Below are 21724 nucleotides of genomic sequence, written 5' to 3' on the forward strand. Positions count from 1 at the left end.
GGTATCACAGATCTCTGAGGTGACCCAGCTCGCTTTCGATGATGCCGAGAATGTCCTCGGCACTTGCCGATTCGAGCATGTCGTCGACCGCGAATTCACTAGTTTCCGAGCCGGTGCCGCTCACCTTGGCCAGCAACTGGCGGAGCCTGGTGGCGATGCCGTTCCGGGTGATCTCGTCGATCGAGTCACCGGCAAGCGCGGTCTCGAACCGGTCGAGGTCGGCCAGCAACGACGGCCGCGTCTCCTTGGTCTCCTCGGGAGCGACCTCTTCGAGAAGATGTTCCGCGAGGACCGTGGGAGTGGGGTAGTCGAAGATGGCCGTGGACGGGAGGCGCAGCCCGGTGGCGGTGTTGAGCCGGTTGCGCAGTTCGATCGCGGTGAGGGAGTCGAAGCCCAGCTCGCGGAACTCGCGCCGGGCTTCCACCGCCGCGGGGTCGGGGTAGCCGAGCACGGCGGCGGCCTGAGCCCGGACCAGGTCGACCAGCAGGCGGACCCGCTTGGGCCCGGTGAGCCCGGCCAGCCGCCGGGAGAGCGCCTCTGTCGCGCCAACGCTGCCCGCAGCGGAAGCCGTACGGCGGGCGCCGCGCACCAGGCCGCGCAGCAGCGGCGGGATCCGCTCCTGCGACAGGGACGGCGGGTTCAACCGCACCGGCACCACCAACGGCAGATCCGAACCGATCGCCGCATCGAACAAGGCCAGCCCCTGCTCGGTGGTGATCGGCGGCATCCCGGCAGCCGTCATCCGCAGCACATCAGCCTGGGACATGCCGCCGGTCATCCCGGTCGCCTGCTCCCACAGCCCCCAAGCCAGCGACAAACCCGGCAACCCATGCGCCCGACGCCTAGCCATCAACGCATCCAGCCACGCATTCGCCGCCGCGTAGTTGCCCTGCCCGGCACCGCCCATCACCCCGGCCAGGGAGGAGAACACCACGAACGCGGCCAGGTCATGATCTGCCGTGAGCTCGTGCAGGTGCCAGGCCGCGTCCACCTTCGGCCGTAGTACGGCATCCAGCCGCTCAGATGTCAGTGAGGCGATGGTCCCATCGTCCAGCACACCCGCCGCGTGAATCACCACGGTCAGGGGGTGCTTTACCGGGACCTGTGCCAGCAACGCCGCCGCCTGCTTCCGTTCCGCGACATCACACGCGGCGATCGTCACCTCTGCGCCGTGAGCGATCAGCTCGGCCTGCAGCTCCGCCGCTCCAGGAGCGTCGAGTCCCCGCCGGCTGGTCAGCAGCAGATGCCGCACCCCGTGCTCGGCCACCACGTGCCGAGCCACCTCAGCACCCAGACCACCCGTGCCGCCGGTGATCAGCACCGTCCCATCCGGATCCCACCGGCGCGGCATCGTCAACACGATCTTGCCCGTATGCCTGGCCTGACTCATGAACCGGAACGCCTCCCGGCCGCGTCGCACGTCCCACGCCGTCACCGGCAACGGCCGCAACTCACCAGCCGCGAACAACCCCATCAGCTCGATCAGGATCTCGCGCAGCCGATCGGTGCCCGCATCCAGCACATCGAACCAGCGATAAACCAACCCCGGGAACCGGTCCGCGTCACGGATATCGAGCTTGCCCATCTCGACGAACCGGCCCCCCGGACGCAACAACCGCGCCGAGGCATCGACGAAATCCCCGGTCAACGAATTGAGGACCACGTCGATCCCCCGCTCCCGGCGGAACTTCTCCTCGAAGTCCAGATCCCGCGAGGAGGCGATGTGATCGTCCGGGATACCCAGCGACCGCAGCACATCCCACTTGGCCGGACTCGCCGTGGCGAACACCTCCACACCCAGCCGCTGCGCCAGTTGGATCGCCGCCATCCCCGCACCGCCCGTGCCGGCATGCACCAGCAACGACTCACCAGCCCGCAACCCGGCCAGATCCATCAACCCGTAGAAGACCGTCAGGAACACCACCGGGATCGTCGCCGCCTCCTCAAACGACATCCCATCCGGAATCTTCACCAGTAGCTGATCACCGGCCACCACAACCGGGCCGAAACCGCCCTCGACCAGACCCACGACACGGTCCCCGGGCTGCAGGCCGGCAACTCCGGGACCCACCTCCAGGACCACCCCGGCCGCCTCACCACCCATCAAGCCGACCTTGTCCTGGAACCAGCCCAGCGCATTCAGCCCATCCAGCAGATCCCGGAAGTTCACCCCCGCGGCATGGACCTCAATCCGCACCTGCCCAGCCGCCAACGGCGCCGCAGCCTGCGGGAACTCCAGCAGCTCCAGCGCATCCAGACTCCCCTTAGCCCGACTGCCCAACCGCCACGCCACCCCACCCGACGGCGGCAACAACCCCGCCCCCGACCCCAGCACCGCCAACCGCAACACCCGAACCTGCCCAGCCCGCACCGCCACCTGCGGCTCACCCGAAGCCAGAACCCCAGCCAGCGTCTCCAGCCCCAGACCCGCGCCCCCATCCAGCACAGCCGGCCCCGCGCCCGAACCCACATCCAGAAGCACGAACCGGCCCGGATTCTCCGACTGCGCCGACCGCACCAGCCCCCACACCGCCGCAGCGGCCAGATCCGCCACCGCCTCACCCTCGCCCGCCGCCACCGCACCGCGCGTCACGAACACCAGCCGCGAAGCCGCAAACCGCTCATCGGCCAGCCACTCCTGCAACAGACCGAGCGCCGAAGCGGCCACCTCGTGCGCACCTGCCACCGCATCCATCCCCTGCCCGGCCACCCCGGCCAGCACAGCACCGGGAACCGGCCCGGCCGAGGCCAGCGCCGACAGATCCGGATGAACCTCGACCGGCCATGCCTCCACAAGATCCGGCCCCAGCCCCTCCAGACCGGCCACCGTCACATCCGCCGCAGGCAGGTCGGCGAGCGTGCTCCACTCCAGCCGGAACAGCCCATCCCGCTCCGACACCCGACCACCCGCAGCGGCGAGCTGGTCCGGCGAGAACGGACGCAACACCAGCGACCCCACCGACAACACCGACTCACCGGCAGCGTCCACCGCCGCCAGCGACACCGACTCATCACCCGTTCTGGCCAGCCGTACTCGCAGCACCGACGCCCCACCCGCGTGCAGGCACACCCCACCCCATGAGAAGGGCAGCCGCCCGCCCTCCACCGGCTCCAACCCGGCGAACGGAATCGCATGCAGCACCGCGTCCAGCAAAGCCGGATGCATCCCGAACAGCCCCGCGCCCGACGCAGCCAGCTCAACCTCGACGAACACCTCCCCATCCCGGCCCTGCCATACCGACCGAAGCCCCTGGAACATCGGCCCGTACTCGAACCCGCCGGCGGCCAGATCCTCGTACAGCCCATCCAGTTCGATCGCCGTCGCCCCTTGCGGGGGCCACTGCGCCGAGTCGAACGGCGCGGCCGTCGGCATGCCGGTGGCGAGGGAGCCGCTGGCATGCTGCACCCAGGGCGCCTCATCGCCGGCATCCGCTGGTCTGGCGTAGACGCCCAGATCGCGACGGCCCGACTCATCCGGCGCCGCCACCCACACCTGCACGGCCACCGCATCCCGCTCACCCAGCACCAGCGGAGCCGTCAAGGTCAACTCCTCGACAACGTCACAGCCGACCTGATCACCGGCCCGGATCGCCAACTCCAGAAACCCGGTACCCGGGAAGATCACCGTCCCCGCCACCGCGTGATCGGCCAGCCACGGATGCGACGAGAGCGAGATCCGGCCGGTCAGCACCACCCCGTCCAACCCGGCCAGCCCAACAGCGGCCCCCAGGAGCGGATGCCCGGCCGTCGCCAACCCCGCAGCCGTCACGTCTCCCACGTGCGAGCCCACGCGGTCAGGCCAGTAGCGCCGGTGCTGGAAGGCGTAGGTCGGCAGGTCCACCTTCCGGCCGCCCGGCAGCACGCCCAGCCAATCCACCTCCACGCCGCGCACGAACAGCTCAGCCGCCGACATCAGCACCCGGTCCAGGCCACCGTTGTCACGGCGCAGCGTGCCGGCGATCACGGCCTCCACGCCGGCCTCGTCCGCGCATTCCTGCACGCCGATGGCCAGCACCGGATGCGGGCTCACCTCCACGAACACCCGATGCCGCTGCTCCAGCAACCGCCCCACCGCTGGGGCGAAGCCGACCGTGCGGCGCAGGTTCTCACACCAATACCCGGCATCAAGCTCAGGGCCGTCCAGCCACTCGCCGGTCACCGTCGAGAGCATCGGCACCCGCACCGGCTGCGGAGCCACCCCCGCCAAGACTTGGGCCAGCTCCTCGCGGATCAGATCGACCTGCGCCGAATGCGAGGCGTAGTCCACCGCGATCCGCCGCGCCCGATCGACCCGCCCGAGCAACTCCTCGACCGCCTCCACATCACCCGACACCACCACAGAGGCAGGGCCGTTGACCGCCGCGACCGACACCCGGCCGTCCCCAATAAGGTCGCGCACCTGCTCGACCGGCAGCGCCACCGACGCCATCCCCCCCAGGCCGGCGAGTTTCTCGGCGATCAGACGGCTGCGCAGGGCCACCACCCGCGCGCCATCGACCAGCGACAGACCACCCGCCACGACCGCTGCGGCGATCTCACCCTGCGAGTGCCCGACCACCGCATCGGGGCGCAGACCCAGCGACTCCCAGACCGCCGCGAGCGACACCATCACCGCCCACGAGACCGGCTGGACCACATCAACGCGATCCAGATCACCCTCACGAAGAGCCTCCAGCAACGACCAGCCCACAAACGGGTCAAGAGCCGCCGCACACTCCGCCATCCGACCGGCGAACACCGGCGACTCCTCCAGAAGCCGACGGCCCATCCCCACCCACTGAGCCCCCTGACCTGGGAACACCCACACCGACTTACCGGAAATGTCGGCGACTCCCTGCACCGCACCAGCCGCAGGTTCACCAGCGGCGACCGAACCCATCCCCGCCGGCAGATCCCCGCCAACCACCACCGCACGGTGCTCGAACACCGACCGCGACGACACCAGCGAATACCCCACGTCCACCGGCCGCAGCCCACCCACATGCGCAAGCAGCCGACCCGCCTGCGCCCGCAACGCCTCCTCCGACTTCGCCGACACCACCCACGGCACCACGTCATCAGGCACAGCACCGCCTGCCGTACCAACAGGCTCCTCGACCTGCGGCCCCTGCTCCAGGATCACGTGCGCGTTGGTGCCGCTGATCCCGAACGACGACACCCCGGCCCGCCACGGCCGCTCCACCTGAGGCCAGGGCCTGGCCTCAGTGAGCAGCTCCACCGCGCCCGATTCCCAGTCGACGTGCGAGGAAGGAGCGTCGACGTGCATGGTCTTCGGCAGCAGGCCGTGCCGCATGGCCATGACCATCTTGATCACACCGGCGACACCGGCGGCGGCCTGCGAGTGACCGATGTTCGACTTGATCGACCCCAGCAGGAGCGGCCGCTCCCGATCCTGCCCGTAGGTCGCCAGCAGCGCCTGCGCCTCGATCGGGTCCCCCAGGACGGTACCCGTCCCGTGCCCCTCCACCGCATCCACCTCAGACGGCGTCAACCCGGCGCTCGCCAGCGCCTGGCGGATCAATCGCTGCTGAGAAGGACCATTGGGCGCGGTCAACCCGTTGGACGCGCCATCCTGATTGACCGCAGACCCGCGAACCACGGCGAGCACCTGATGCCCGTGACGCTGAGCGTCGGACAACCGCTCCAGCACCACCACCCCGACACCCTCGGACCAGCTCACCCCGTCCGCCGCCTCCGAGAACGACTTACACCGCCCATCTCCGGCCAGCCCACCCTGCGCGCTGAAGTCGATGAACGCACCGGGCGTGGCCATCACGGTCACGCCACCCACCACAGCCAGCGAGCAGTCACCGCCGCGCAGCGATTGGGTCGCCAGGTGGATCGCCACCAGGGAAGACGAGCACGCGGTGTCCACGGTGACCGCCGGACCCTCGAAACCCAGCGAGTACGAGATCCGCCCGGACAACACGCTTCCAGCGGTGCCGGTCCCCATGAAGCTCATGACCTCCGGCGGGAACTCGAAGCGCCCCGGCCGATAGTCGTGGCTCATCACCCCGGCGAAGACTCCGGTACGGCTCCCGCGCAGCGAGACGGGGTCGATCCCGGCCCGTTCGATCGCCTCCCAGGTCACCTCGAGGAGCAGCCGCTGCTGCGGATCCATCGCCAGCGCCTCACGCGGCGAGATCCCGAAGAAGCCCGGATCGAACTCGGCGGCCTCGTGCAGGAACCCGCCCTCCCGCACGTAGGAGGTCCCGCGGTTCTCCCGATCCGGGTTGAACAACGCGCCTAGGTCCCAGCCCCGGTTCGTCGGAAACTCGCCGATCCCGTCGCCGCCCTCAGTGACCAGCCGCCACAGGTCATCGGCCGAACGCACGCCACCCGGGTAGCGGCACGCCATGGACACGATGGCGATCGGATCGTCCGCGACCGGCGTGAGGCCGGCCTGGCTGATCACGTCAGCGTGCTCGCCGAGCAGTTCGGCCAGCAGGAACTCGGCCAGCACCGCTGGAGTCGGGTAGTCGAACACCAGGGTGGCGGGGAGACGCAGCCCGGTCGCGCTGTTCAGCCGGTTACGGAACTCGACAGCGGTGAGGGAGTCGAAGCCCAGCTCGCGGAACTCGCGCCGTACCTGGATCTCCTCCGCCGAACCATGTCCCAGCACCACAGCAGCGTGTGTACGCACCAGCTCCAGCATGGTCTGGACCTGGTCAGCCTGTCCCTGCCGGGCCAGCCGGCGCACCAGCTCGGAATCCCCGCTCACCGAAGCCGCAGACCGGCGAACACCTCGCACGAGTCCGCGCAGCAGATGCGGCACCCTGCCGTGCTTGCGCACCGCCGCCACGTCGAACCGCGCTGCCACCACCAGCGCCTGTTCCGCCGCGGCAGCCGCGTCGAACAGGGTCACCCCCTGCTCTACCGTCAGCGGCAGCATCCCCGCTCGGGCCATTCTCCGCATGTCCGCCTGACCCAGCGCTCCCGTCATCCCGGTGTCCTGGGCCCACGGTCCCCACGCGATCGACACGCCGGCCAGGCCAAGCTCTCGCCGGTGCTCGGCCAGGGCATCCAGGAAGGCGTTCGCCGCCGCGTAGTTGCCCTGCCCCGCACCACCGAACGTCCCGGCCACCGACGAGAACAACACGAACGCGGCCAGATCCAGGTCACACGTAAGCTCATGCAGATACCAGGCCGCGTCCACCTTCGGCCGCAACACGGTCTCCAGCGCTTCGGGCGTCAGCGAGGCGATCGTCCCGTCATCCAGCACACCCGCCGCATGAACCACCGCGGTCAGCGCACGCCCGGACAACAGCGCCGCCACCTGGTCCCTGTCCGCCATGTCACAGGCGGCGATCTCGACGTCGACGCCGTGCGCGATCAGCTCGGCCTGCAACTCCGCCGCGCCCGGCGCTTCGAGCCCTCGCCGACTGGTCAACAGCAGATGACGCACCCCGTGCTCGGCCACCACGTGCCGGGCGACCTCCGCACCCAGACCACCCGTACCACCCGTGACCAGGACCGTCCCGTCCGGATCCCACCGGCGCCCACCCGCAGAACCGGCCACCCGCGCCAGCCTCGGCACCCACACCTCACCGTCACGGATCACCGCCTGCGGCTCACCAGACCCGACCACGCCAAGCAACGCCGAAACGGGAACCTCATCCACATCCACCAGAACGAACCGGCCAGGATGCTCCGACTGCGCACTGCGCACCAGACCCCACACCGCCGCCGCCGGAAGATCCCCAGCACCCCGCGTGACCACCACCAGGCGCGACTCGGCGAACCGCCCATCGGCCAACCACTCCTGGAGCAGCTCAAGCGTCGAGGCGGTGACCTCATGCACACCCGCCACCACGTCCAGCCCCGGTCCGGCCACAGCCTCGGCCAGCACCACATCCGGAACCGGACCCGCCGCGGCCAGCGCCGACAGATCCCGGTGGACCTCAACCGGCCCCCACCCGGCCGCAGGATTCCCCACCAAGCAGACCGACGGCACCGGATCGGCCTCGGGGTGCGCCGCCAGCGGAGTCCACTCCAACCGGAACAGCCCATCGCGCTCGGTCGCCTGGCCACGGGCGACCGGCGAAGCCGGACGCAACACCAGCGACCCCGCCGAGAACACCGGATCTCCCGCAGCGTCCACCGCCGCCAGCATGACCGAGTCGGCAGCGGCCCGAACCAGCCGGACGCGCAACACCGAGGCCCCGCCCGCGTGCAGGCACACGTCGCCCCACGAGAACGGCAACCGCCCGCCCTCGGTTTCCTCCAGCCCGACAAGGGTCACGGCATGCAACGCCGCGTCCAGCAGGGCCGGATGCACGCCGAACGAAGCGGCGTCACCGGCCTGCTCAGGCAGCGCGACCTCGGCGAACACCTCACCCTCAACACCACGCCAGGCGGCACGCAGCCCCTGGAACAGGGGACCGTACTCCAGCCCGTCCAACGCAAGCTGTTCATACAGCCCGTCCAGCTCGATCGCGGTCGCGTCCTGCGGCGGCCACACCGAGGCGGCGAACGGCACGGCAGCGGACGTGCCGGTAGCCAGGGTGCCGGTGGCATGCCGTACCCACGGCACGTCGTCGGCGGCCTCCGCAGATCGGGCGTAAACGTTCAGGCTGCGGTGACCCGTCTCCTGTGTGGCGCCCACCCACGCCTGCACCGCCACCGCGTCGTCCTCGCCGAGGACCAGCGGCGCGGTCAGCGTCAGCTCCTCGACCCGATCGCAGCCGACCTGGTCACCAGCTCGGATCGCCAGTTCGAGGAACCCGGTGCCGGGGAAGACGACCGTGCCGCCGACAGCATGGTCGGCCAGCCACGGGTGCGTCTCCAGCGACAACCGTCCGGTCAGCAGCACCCCATCGGAATCGGCCAGGCCGACCGCCGCCCCGAGCAGCGGATGCCCGGCCGCCGCCAGCCCCGCCGCCGCTACATTTCCCACCTGCGAACCCGCCCGGCCGGGCCAGTACCACTGGTGCTGGAAGGCGTAGGTCGGCAGGCCCACCCGGCGCGCACCGGGGAACACCGCCTGCCAGTCGATCGGCACGCCGTTCACATGCAGCCGGGCAAGCGCCTCGATGGCGGTGCTCGGCTCATCGCGATCCTTGCGCAGCACAGGCACCAGCACCGCGTCGGAGTCGAGAGTCTCGGCGGCCATCGCGGTCAGCACACCATCCGGGCCAATCTCCAGATACGCCTGCGCATCCAAAGCCCTGATGGCATCGGCGAACCGGACCGTGCCCCGCACCTGATCCACCCAATAGCCCGGCGAACGCACATCCCCGGTCGAGGTGGACACGATCGGGATCTGCGGCGACCTGTAGGTGAGCGTCTCAGCGACCGCGCGGAAGTCCTCCAGCATCGGATCCATCAGCGACGAGTGGAAAGCGTGCGATACCCGCAACCGCTTGGCCCGGAATCCCCGAGCCTCCAGAGCCGCGGCCGCTTCCAGCACCGCCTGCTCGGCACCCGAGATCACCGTGGACGACGGGCCGTTCACCGCGGCAACCGATACCCCGGTAAAGCCGGATATTTCCGCCTCACCAGCCTGCACCGCCACCATCGCCCCACCAGCGGGAAGCGCCTGCATCAACCGCGCCCGCGCCCCCACCAACGTGCACGCATCCTCAAGCGACAACACCCCGGCCACATGCGCCGCCGCGACCTCCCCGATCGAATGCCCCACCAGCACATCCGGCTTGACACCCCAGGACTCCACCAGCCGGAACAACGCCGTCTCCAGGGCGAAGAGCGCAGGCTGCGCCCACCCTGTCCGATCCAGAAGCTCCGGCTCAGCGAACACCGACGGATCGAACTCCGCGACCACCTCGTCAAACGCCCGCGCGAACACCGGGAACCGCCCATACAACCCCCGCCCCATCCCCGCCCGTTGACTCCCCTGACCGGTGAACAGCACCGCAAGCCGAGGCTCCGAGCCGGCCACTCCCCGGACCGCACCCGGCAGGTCCTCAGCCAACGCGCTCAGCCCGGCCAGCGCACTCTCGCGATCCCCGGCAACCACCACCGCCCGATGCTCGAAGCCAGAGCGCGTGGTAGCCAGCGAGAACGCCAGATCACCCAACCCCACGTCAGGCGATGCGTCCAAGAACGACGCCAACTGCCCAGCCTGAGCGCACAACGCCTGCTCGGTGCGGCCAGAGACCAGCACCGGCACCGGCGCCCCGCTGTCCCCCACGGGCGTCGGACTCTCCACCGGGCTCTGCTCGATGATCACGTGCGCGTTGGTGCCGCTGATCCCGAACGACGACACACCAGCCCGCCACGGCCGCTCCACCGCAGGCCATGCCCTGGCCTCGGTCAGCAACTCGAGCGCACCGGCTGACCAGTCGACATGCGACGACGGCGCGTCAACATGCAACGACCTGGGCAGCACCTCGTGTCGCATCGCCATGACCATCTTGATCACACCCGCCACACCGGCGGCGGCCTGCGTGTGCCCGATGTTCGACTTGATCGACCCCAGCAGCAGCGGCCGTTCCCGATCCTGACCGTAGGTGGCAAGCAACGCCTGCGCCTCGATCGGATCACCCAACGTGGTTCCGGTCCCGTGCCCCTCCACCACGTCCACCTCGGCAGCCGTGAGTCCAGCGCTCGCCAGCGCCTGCCGTATCATCCGCTGCTGCGACGGACCATTGGGCGCGGTCAGCCCGTTGGACGCCCCGTCCTGGTTGACGGCAGAGCCGCGCACGACCGCCAGGACCTCATGCCCGTTGCGCCGGGCCTCCGACAGCCGCTCCAGCACCACCACGCCGACGCCCTCGGACCACCCCACCCCGTCTGCCGCGTCCGAGTACGACTTGGAGCGCCCGTCGGCGGCCAGGCCGCCCTGGCCGCTGAAGTCGATGAAGGACCCGGGCGTCGCCATCACCGTCACGCCGCCCGCCACCGCCAGCGAGCACTCGCCGACGCGCAGCGCCTGCGCGGCGAGATGGATCGCCACCAGGGACGACGAGCAGGCGGTGTCCACCGTCACCGCCGGGCCTTCCAGCCCGAAGGTGTAGGAGACCCGCCCCGACAGCACGCTTCCCGCGGTGCCCGACCCGATGAAGCTCAGTACGTCGGGCGGGAACTCCAGCCGCCCCGGCCGATAGTCGTGGGTCATCAGCCCGGCGAAGACTCCGGTACGGCTCCCGCGCAGGGAGAGCGGGTCGATCCCGGTCCGCTCGATCGCCTCCCAGGTGACCTCCAGCAGCAGCCGCTGCTGCGGATCCATCGCCAAAGCCTCACGCGGCGAGATCCCGAAGAACCCGGCGTCGAACTCCGCCGCCCGGTGCAGGAACCCGCCCTCCCGGACATATGACGTCCCCCGGCTCTCCCGATCCGGGTTGTACACGGCCCCGAGGTCCCAGCCCCGGTTGGTCGGGAAGCCGGTGATCGCGTCGGTCTCGTCGATCACCAGCCGCCACAGGTCGTCAGCGGACCTGACCCCACCCGGATACCGGCACGCCATGCCCACGATCACGATCGGGTCGTCGGCCGTCAGCGGCAGGATCTCCGGAACAGCAAGCTCCTCCCGCGTCCCCAGCAGTTCGGCCAGCAGAAACTCCGCCAGCACGGTCGGCGTCGGGTAGTCGAACACCAGCGTGGCGGGCAGCCGGAGACCGGTCGCCGTGTTGAGCCGGTTACGCAGCTCGACCGCGGTGAGGCTGTCGAAGCCGAGGTCGCGGAAGCCGCGCCGCAACTCCACCGTGTCCGGCGTGGCATGCCCGAGGACCAGCGCCACCTCCGTCCGGACGACCTCCACCACGGCGCCAAGACGCTCTGCCGTACCGAGTGTAGCCAGTCGTCGTGCCAGCTCGCCGACCGCCCGCCCGGCCGTCGAGCGTCGTACGGCAGGCAGCAGCCCGGAGAAGACGGGCGGCAGCTCCTCGTGCGCCCGCAGCGCCGGCATGTTCAACCGGACAGGCGACACCGCCGAGGCGCCACTCGCGAGGGCGGCGTCGAACATGACCACGCCTTGCGCCGGAGTGATCGGCAGCAGCCCGCTCGCATGCAACCGCTGGACGTCCGTCTGCGACAGCCCGCTCGTCATGCCGGCGTCCTGCGACCACGGACCCCAGACCAGCGATACCCCCGGCCGCCCGGCGGACCGGCGTTGCTGGGCCAGGGCGTCCAGGAAGGCGTTGGCCGCCGCGTAGTTACCCTGCCCGGCGCCTCCGAAGGTGCCGGCCACGGACGAGAACAGCACGAACTCCGCCAGATCCATATCCGCGGTGAGCTCGTGCAGGTGCCAGGCGGCATCGACCTTGGGACGCAAGACCGTGTCGAGCCGCTCGGGGGTCAGCGAAGGGATGGTCCCGTCGTCCAGCACGCCCGCGGTGTGGATCACCGCGGTCAGCGAGCGTTCGGCGGCCAGCAGCGCGGCCACCTGTTCCCGATCCGCCACGTCGCAGGAGACGACCCTGACCTCCACACCCTCCGCGACCAACGAGTCACGCAACTCCACCGCGCCCGGAGCCTCCAGCCCCCGGCGACTGACCAGCAGCAACCGCCGGACCCCGCGCCCGGCCACCACATGCCGCGCGAACAGCGCCCCCAGGCCACCCGTGCCACCGGTGATCAACACGGTGCCGTCTGGATCCCATGGCCTGGCTTCGTGCTCGCCCAGTGGCCGGCGGGCGAGCCGGGGTACCCGCGCCTCGTAGTCACGCACCGCCACCTGCTGCTCGCCGCACGCCAGGACGACGGGCAGCGCGGACAGGGCGGTCTCCCGCTCCTCCACATCGGCCAGCAGGAAACGGCCGGGGTTCTCCGCCTCGGCGCTGCGGACCAGTCCCCAGACGGTGGCCGCCGCCGGGTTCGTCACGGCCTCGCCGGCACCGGTCGCTATCGCGCCCCGCGTGACGAACACCAGGCGCGAGTCGGCGAACCGCTCATCGGCCAGCCACTGCTGCAGCAGGCCCAGGACACGGGTGGTCACCTCGTGCGCCGACTCGACCGCATCCGCGGACTCGGCCACGTCGATCTCGACGGTCACCAGTTGAGGCGCCCTGCCCGACGGCAGTTCCAGCGCATCGAGGTCGCCTCTGAGCTCGGCCACCTCCAGCCCCATCACGGCATCCACCGGGGAGACCGTCATCGGCACGGTGATCCAGTCGAGCTGGAACAGCGAGTCCCCGCGGTCGGAGGAAGCCGCGGCGAGCTGGTCGGCCGACACGGCGCGCAGCTCCAGCGAACGCACCGACAGCACCGGCGTCCCGGCGGGATCCACCGCGGTCATCGACACGGCATCGGCACCAGCCGTGGCCAGCCGCACCCGCAACGCGGAGGCGCCTCCGGCCCGGAGGCGCACCGCGCTCCAGGAGAACGGCAACCTGCCGCCACCCGACTCCAGGCCGACGAACGGCAGCGAGTGCAGAGCGGAGTCGAGCAAAGCCGGATGCATGGTGAACAGCCCGGCATCGGCCACCTGATCCGGCATGGCGACCTCGGCGAACACCTCGCCGCCCTCGCCCTTCCACGCCGCCTTCAGCCCCTGGAACACCGGGCCGTAGCCGAGCCCGCTCGCGGCGAGCCTGCCGTACAGCCCGTCCAGGTCGATCGCGGTCGCGCCCTGCGGCGGCCACACCGCCGTGTCGAACGGCACCTCAACCGCGTCGAACGGCACGTCGGCCGTGCCGGTTGCCAGCGTGCCGGTCGCGTGCCTGGTCCACGGCGTGCCGTCCGCGGCCTCGGCCGGGCGGGCGTAGATGCCGAGCACGCGCCTGCCCGATTCGCCTCGGGCGCCCACCGACACCTGCACGACGACTGCGTCGTCCTCGCCGAGGACCAGCGGCGCGGCCAGCGTCAGCTCCTCGACCAGATCGCAGCCGACCTGGTCACCGGCCCGAATCGCCAGTTCAAGGAAACCGGTACCGGGGAACAGCACCATCCCGCCGACGACGTGATCGGCCAGCCACGGATGTGACCGTACGGACAACACGCCCGTCAGCAGCGCACCGTCCGAGTCCGCGAAGTCGATGGCAGCGCTCAGCAGCGGATGCTTCGCCGTGGCCAGGCCTAGAGCCCGCGCGTCCCCGCCTCGTCTTCCGGTCGGCCAGTACAGCTCACGCTGGAAGGCATAGGTCGGCAGCTCCACCCTGTGCGCACCGGGGAACACCGCCTGCCAGTCGATCGGCACCCCGTGCACGTGCAACTCGGCCAGCGCGGTCATGATCGCCTGCTCCTCGCCACGATCCTTGCGCAACACCGGCACCAGCACCGCATCCGAGCCGAGCGTGTCGGCGGCCATGGCGGTCAGCACACCATCCGGGCCGAGCTCCAGATACGCCCGGACACCCTCATCACGCAGAACGCCGACGGCGTCGGCGAACCGAACCGTGCCACGAACCTGATCCACCCAGTAATCCGGCGAGCCCAATCCCTCAGCCAGTTCCCCTGTCAGCGTGGACACGATCGGGATGCGTGGCGGGTGGTAGGTGAGCGTGCTAGCGACCGCTCGGAAGTCCTCCAGCATGGGGTCCATCAACGACGAATGGAAAGCATGCGACACCCGCAACCGCTTCGTCCGGAAACCCCGCCCCTCCAAAACAGCAGCCGCCTCCAGCACCGCCTGCTCACCACCGGAGATCACCGTCGAGGCCGGGCCGTTCACCGCCGCGATCGACACCCCGGACAGCAGCCCCGCGACCTCCTCCTCGCCGGCCTGCACCGCCACCATCGCCCCACCAGCAGGAAGCGCCTGCATCAACCGCGCCCGAGCCCCCACCATCGTGCACGCGTCGGCAAGGGACAACACCCCGGCCACATGCGCCGCGGTGAGCTCACCGATCGAATGCCCCGCCAGCACCTCCGGCCGCACGCCCCAGGATCCGACCAGCCGGAACAGCGCCGTCTCCAGCGCGAACAACGCCGGCTGCGCCCACCCCGTCTGATCCAGCAACTCCTCCCGGGCGAACACCGACGGATCGAACTCGGCAACCACCTCATCAAACGCCCGCGCGAACACCGGGAACCGCGCATACAGCCCCCGACCCATCCCCGGGCGCTGACTCCCCTGACCCGTGAACAGCACCGCCAGCTTCGGCTCAGTCCCCGCCGCCCCACGAACCACCCCGGCGCCGGAGCGACCCTCGGCGAGCGCCCCCAGCCCGGCCAGCACACCCTCGCGATCCCCCGCGACCACCACCGCCCGATGCTCGAAGGCAGACCGCGTCGTAGCCAGCGAGAACGCCACGTCAGCCAGCCCCACACCAGGCGATTCGTCCAGGAACGACGCCAGCCGCCCAGCCTGAGCACACAACGCGCCGGCCGTACGGCCCGACACCAGAACCGGTCCCACACCCGCAGCCGGTGCCTGAGGAGCGCCGGTTTCCGCCACCTGCTCGATGATCACGTGCGCGTTGGTGCCGCTGATCCCGAACGACGACACCCCGGCCCGCCACGGCCGCTCCACCTGAGGCCAGGACCTGGCCTCAGTGAGCAGCTCCACCGCGCCCGATTCCCAGTCGACGTGCGAGGACGGAGCGTCAACGTGCATGGTCTTCGGCAGAAGGCCGTGCCGCATGGCCATGACCATCTTGATCACACCCGCCACACCGGCCGCGGCCTGGGTATGCCCGATGTTCGACTTGACCGACCCCAGTAACAGCGGCCGCTCCCGATCCTGGCCATAGGTAGCAAGCAGCGCCTGCGCCTCGATCGGGTCACCCAGCGTCGTCCCGGTGCCGTGCGCCTCGACGGCATCCACATCGGCAGGCGACAAGCCGGAGGCCGCGAGGGCCTGGCGGATCACCCGCTGCTGCGACGGACCGTTCGGCGCGGTCAACCCGTTGGACGCGCCGTCCTGGTTGACCGCAGAGCCACGCACGATCGCGAGCACCTGGTGACCGTTGCGGCGCGCGTCCGACAACCGCTCAAGCACCACCACCCCGAGGCCCTCAGCCCAGCTCGTGCCGTCCGCCGCATCGGCGAACGCCTTGCACCGCCCGTCGGGGGCCAACCCCCCCTGAGCGCTGAAGTCGATGAACACGCCCGGCGACGCCATCACCGTCACGCCACCGGCCAGCGCCAGCGAGCACTCACCCGACCGCAGCGCCTGTGCCGCCAGATGCATCGTCACCAAAGACGACGAACACGCGGTGTCCACCGTCATCGCCGGACCCTCCAGGCTCAGCGCGTACGACACCCTGCCCGAGAGCACGCTGCCCGCGTTGCCGGTCCCGAAGAAGCTCATCACGTCCGGCGGGAACTCCACGCTGGAGGCGTAGTCGTGATACGTGACGCCGGCGAACACGCCGGTACGGCTCCCGCGCAGCGAGACCGGGTCGATCCCGGCCCGCTCGATCGCCTCCCACGACACCTCCAGGAGAAGCCGCTGCTGCGGATCCATCGCCAGCGCCTCACGCGGTGAAATCCCGAAGAAGCCCGGATCGAACTCAGCGGCCTCGTGCAGGAACCCGCCCTCCCGCACATACGAGGTCCCCCGGTTCTCCCGATCCGGGTTGAACAAGGCCCCGAGATCCCACCCGCGATTCGTCGGGAACTCTCCGATCCCATCCCCGCCCGCGACCACCAGCCGCCACAGATCATCAGCAGACCGGATCCCGCCCGGATAGCGGCACGCCATCGACACGATGGCGATCGGGTCATCCGCGACCGGCACGAGAGCCGTCGGGTTGATCACGTCGGTGTGCTTGCCGAGCAGTTCGGCCAGGAGGAACTCCGCCAGCACGACCGGGGTCGGATAGTCGAACACCAGCGTCGCCGGCAACCGCAGCCCCGTCGCCGTGCTCAGCCGGTTGCGCAGCTCCACCGCGGTGAGCGAGTCGAAGCCCAGCTCGCGGAACTCCCGCCGTACCTGGATCTCATCCGCCGACCCGTGCCCCAGCACCACCGCGGCCTGCGCACGCACCAGGTCGACCACGAACCGAACCTGGTCAGCGTGTCCCAGCCCGGCCAACCGGCGCACCAGCTCGGAATCCCCGCTCACCGAAGCAGCCGACCGGCGAACACCCCGCACCAACCCGCGCAGCAGATGCGGAACCCAGCCCTGCGCCCGCACCGCCGCCACATCGAACCGCGCCGCCACCACGAACGCGCGGTCCGCCGCAGCAGCCGCGTCGAACAACGCCAGCCCCTGCTCGACCGTCAGCGGCAGCATCCCCGCTCGCGCCATTCTTCGCACATCCGCCTGGCCCAGCGTGCCCGTCATCCCGGCGTCCTGCACCCACGGTCCCCACGCCACCGACACCCCGGCCAGGCCAAGCCCGCGCCTGTGCTCAGCCAGCGCATCCAGAAACGCGTTCGCCGCCGCGTAGTTGCCCTGCCCCGCCCCGCCGAACGTCCCCGCCACCGACGAGAACAGCACGAACGCAGCCAGATCCAGGTCACGCGTGAGCTCATGCAGATGCCAGGCCGCATCCACCTTCGGCCTCAGCACGGTCTCCAGCGCTTCCGGCGTCAACGAGGCGATCGTCCCGTCATCCAGCACACCGGCGGTGTGAATCACCGCCGTCAACGAACGCTCAGCAGCCAGCAAGGCCGCCACCTGAACCCGATCCGCCACATCACACGCGGCGATCGAGACCTCAACACCATGCGCGACCAGCTCCACCTGCAACTCCACCGCACCCGGAGCATCCAGCCCCCGACGGCTCACCAGCAGCAGCCGCCGCACCCCGTACTCGGCAACCACATGCCGAGCCACCTCCGCACCCAGACCACCCGTACCACCGGTGATCAGCACCGTCCCATCCGGATCCCACCGACGCTCACCCACAGAGCCGACCACCCGCGCCAGCCTCGGCACCCGCACCTCACCGTCACGGATCGCCACCTGCGGCTCGCCGGATTCGACCACTCCGAGCAGCGCCGATATGGAGATCTCATCCGCGTCGACCAGGACGAACCGGCCGGGGTTCTCCGACTGGGCGCTGCGCACCAGGCCCCGCACCGCCGCCGCCGGAAGATCAGTGGCACCCCGTGTGACCACCACCAGGCGTGACTCGGCGAACCGTTCGTCGGTCAGCCATTCCTGGAGAAGTCCCAGCACCCGGGCGGTCAGCTCGTGCGCCGACTCCACCACACCATCCGCCGGATCCGAGACCGCCTCGACCAGCACCACACCCGGAACCGCCCCAGCCAGCTCCGACAGACTCCGGTGCACCCAGGCCGGCTCCCCCGCAGGCGCCACGGGAACGTCGGCGAACGTGACCCACTCCACCCCGAAGAGCGCGTCCCGAGGTCGGGCACCAGGCTGGCCGGCCGACACCGGCCGCAGCACGACCGACCGCGCCGACAACACCAGCTCGCCCGCGGCGTCCACCGCGCTCACGGCAAACGCATCGTCGCCCGTCTTGTCCAGCCGCACCCGCACCATCGACGCGCCACTCGCGTGCAGGCGCACCCCCCTCCACGAGTACGGCACCCGCACTTCCTCGGAACCGTGCAGCGCATGCAGGGCCGCGTCCAGCAGCACCGGATGCATCCCGAAGGAACCCGCGCTCGACTCCAGTTCCTCGGACAGGGCGACCTCGGCGAACACCTCGCCGTCAGCACCGCGCCAGGCGGTCCTCAACCCCTGGAACGCCGGACCATGACTGAGCCCACTCACGGCGAGCCGCTCATACAGCCCGTCGAGCGGTATCGCGGACGCGCCCCGAGGCGGCCACACCGAGGCCTCGAACGGCACAACAGGCGGGCCACCAGCGGTCAGCACACCGGTGGCGTGCTCGACCCACGGTTCCTCGTCGTCCGCCTCGGCCGGCCGGGCGAAGATCCTCACATCCCGACGGCCGGACTCCCCCGCCGCGCCGACCCACACCTGCACCGCGACCGCGTCATCCTCGCGCAGCACCAGCGGCGCAACCAGCGTCAACTCCTCGACCACGTCGAACCCAACCTGGTCGGCCGCCCGAACGGCCAGTTCGACCAGCGCCGCGCCAGGCACCACGGCAGAACCCATCACCGCGTGGTCGGCCAGCCACGGGTGCGACCGCAGCGACAACCGCCCGGTCAGCAGCACCCCGTCGGAACCGGCCAGGCCGACCGCCGCACCGAGCAGCGGGTGCCCGGCCGCGGTCAAGCCCGCCGCCGTCACATTCCCCACCCGCGAGCCCGCGCCATCGGGCCAGTACCGCTGTCGCTGGAAGGCGTACGTCGGCAGGTCGACCTGGCGCCCACCGGGGATCACGGTCGGCCAGTCCACCTCCACACCATGGACATGCAACTCACCCAGCGCCGACATGACCGCGAACTCCTCGTCGCGGTCCTTGCGCAGCACAGGCACCAGCACCGCATCCGAGCCGAGAGTCTCGGCGGCCATCGCGGTCAGCACACCATCCGGGCCAAGCTCCAGATACGCCCGGACACCCTGATCACGCAGAACGCCGACGGCATCGGCGAACCGCACCGTCCCACGAACCTGATCCACCCAGTAATCCGGCGAACTCAGGTTCTCGGCCAGCGTGGACACGATCGGGATCCTCGGCGGGTGATAGGTAAGCGTCTCGGCCACGGCCCGGAAGTCGTCCAACATCGGGTCCATCAACGCCGAGTGAAAGGCATGCGACACCCGCAACCGCTTCGTCCGGAAACCCCGCCCCTCCAAAACAGCAGCCGCCTCCAGCACCGCCTGCTCGACACCCGCGATCACCAGGGACGACGGGCCGTTCACCGCGGCAACCGATACCCCGGAGGGCAGCCCAGCGACCTCCTCCTCGGACGCCCGCACCGCCACCATCGCCCCACCAGCGGGAAGAGCCTGCATCAACCGAGCCCGAGCACCCACCAACGCGCACGCATCGGCCAACGACAACACCCCAGCCACGTGCGCCGCGGCAAGCTCACCGATCGAATGCCCCGCCAGCACATCCGGCCGCACGCCCCACGACTCCACCAGCCGGAACAGCGCCGTCTCCAGAGCGAACAACGCCGGCTGCGCCCACCCCGTCTGATCCAGCAACTCCTCCCGGGCGAACACCGACGGATCGAACTCGGCAACCACCTCATCAAACGCCCGCGCGAACACCGGGAACCGCGCATACAGCCCCCGACCCATCCCCGGGCGCTGACTCCCCTGCCCCGTGAACAGGAACGCGACCTTGCCCCGCTGCCCGCTCCGCCCCACCATGACGCCCGCGCCCAGCCGCCCCTCGGCCAGAGCCCGCAGCCCGGACAGGACCTCATCACGATCAGTGCCAAGCACGGCCGCCCGATGCTCGAAGGTCGCCCTGGTCATGACGAGGGAGGAGGCCAGGTCACCCAGTTCCAGTCCGGGCTCACTCTCGACGTGGGACGCCAGCCGCTCGGCCTGCGCACGCAACGCCTCTGCTGTACGACCGGAGAGCAGCACGGAAGCTGGCCCCCCGCCACCCACCGCAGCCGCCGGAGGCTCGACCGGGCCCTGTTCGATGATCACGTGCGCGTTCGTGCCGGTGAGCCCGAACGACGACACACCCGCCCGCCACGGCCGGTCGCCCCGGGGCCAGGGCCTGGCCTCGGTGAGCAGCTCGATCGCCCCCTCTGACCAGTCCACATGCGACGACGGCGCATCCACGTGCAACGTCCTGGGCAGCACACCGTGCCACATGGCCATGACCATCTTGATCACACCGGCCACACCGGCCGCGGCCTGCGTGTGACCGATGTTCGACTTGACCGACCCCAGCAACAAGGGCCGCAACCGATCCTGACCATAGGTCGCCAGCAGCGCCTGCGCCTCGATCGGGTCACCCAGCGTCGTCCCGGTCCCGTGCCCCTCCACCACATCCACGTCAGCCGGGGTAAGCCCCGCACTGCCCAGCGCCTGCCGGATCACCCGCTGCTGCGACGGACCGTTCGGCGCGGTGAAGCCGTTGGACGCGCCGTCCTGGTTCACCGCCGACCCGCGCACCACCGCGAGGACCCGGTGACCGTTGCGCTGGGCGTCCGACAGCCGCTCCAGCACCAGCATGCCCACACCCTCGGACCAGCCCGTGCCGTCGGCGCCGTCGGCGAACGCCTTGCACCGCCCGTCGGCGGCCAGCCCACCCTGGCGGGAGAACTCCACGAAAGCCCCGGGGGTGGCCATCACCGTCACGCCGCCGGCCAGCGCCAGCGAGCACTCGCCCCCGCGCAGCGCCTGCGCCGCCAGGTGCAACGCGACCAGCGACGACGAGCAGGCCGTGTCGACCGTCACCGCCGGGCCCTCCAGGCCCAGGGTGTAGGAGAGCCGGCCGGAGGCCGCGCCCGCACCGACGCCGGTGCCGATGCTGCCCTGGAGGTCGGCCAGCGAGTTGACCAGCAGGTAGGAGTAGTCCTGGCCGCTAAGCCCGACGAAGACTCCGGTACGGCTGCCGCGCAACCGTCCGGCGTCGATCCCGGCCCGCTCGACGGCCTCCCACGCGACTTCCAGCAGCAGCCGCTGCTGCGGATCCATCGCCAGCGCCTCACGCGGCGAGATCCCGAAGAAGCCCGGGTCGAAGTCCGCGGCGCCACGGATGAAGGCGCCCTTGTCGGTGTCGCTCCTGGCGCCCTGATCCTGCAGCAGGCTCAGATCCCAGTCGCGGTCGGACGGGAAACCCGAGGTGGCGTCGCGGCCTTCCGCGACCAGCCGCCACAGATCCTCAGGGGAGGACACCCCGCCGGGGAACCGGCAGCTCATCGCCACGATGGCGATCGGCTCGGTGGTGACCGCGACCAGCTTCTGGTACTGGCGCCGTAGCCGTTCGGCCTCCTTCATGGAAGTCCGCAGCGCCTGTACGACCTGCTCGCTGGGCGTATCCATCCAAGCCTCCGTGCATGGGCGAAGAGCATGCAATCCTCCGGT

1 protein-coding gene is annotated in these 21724 nt (G+C 70.5%); it reads right to left on the reverse strand.

Going from position 1 to position 21724, the window contains the following annotated elements; translation table 11 throughout:
* Positions 1–4 precede the first annotated feature (4 nt).
* A complete protein-coding gene (locus FHR32_RS34130) occupies positions 5–21682 on the reverse strand; it encodes a type I polyketide synthase (RefSeq protein ID WP_184758692.1) in 21678 nt (7225 codons plus the stop codon).
* Positions 21683–21724: the final 42 nt, after the last annotated feature.

Source organism: Streptosporangium album, assembly GCF_014203795.1.
Lineage (GTDB): Bacteria > Actinomycetota > Actinomycetes > Streptosporangiales > Streptosporangiaceae > Streptosporangium > Streptosporangium album.

Coding starts and splice junctions, on each gene's coding strand:
- FHR32_RS34130 (WP_184758692.1), bottom strand. CDS start 21,682: ATGGATACGCCCAGCGAGCAGGTCGTACAGGCGCTGCGGACTTCCATG.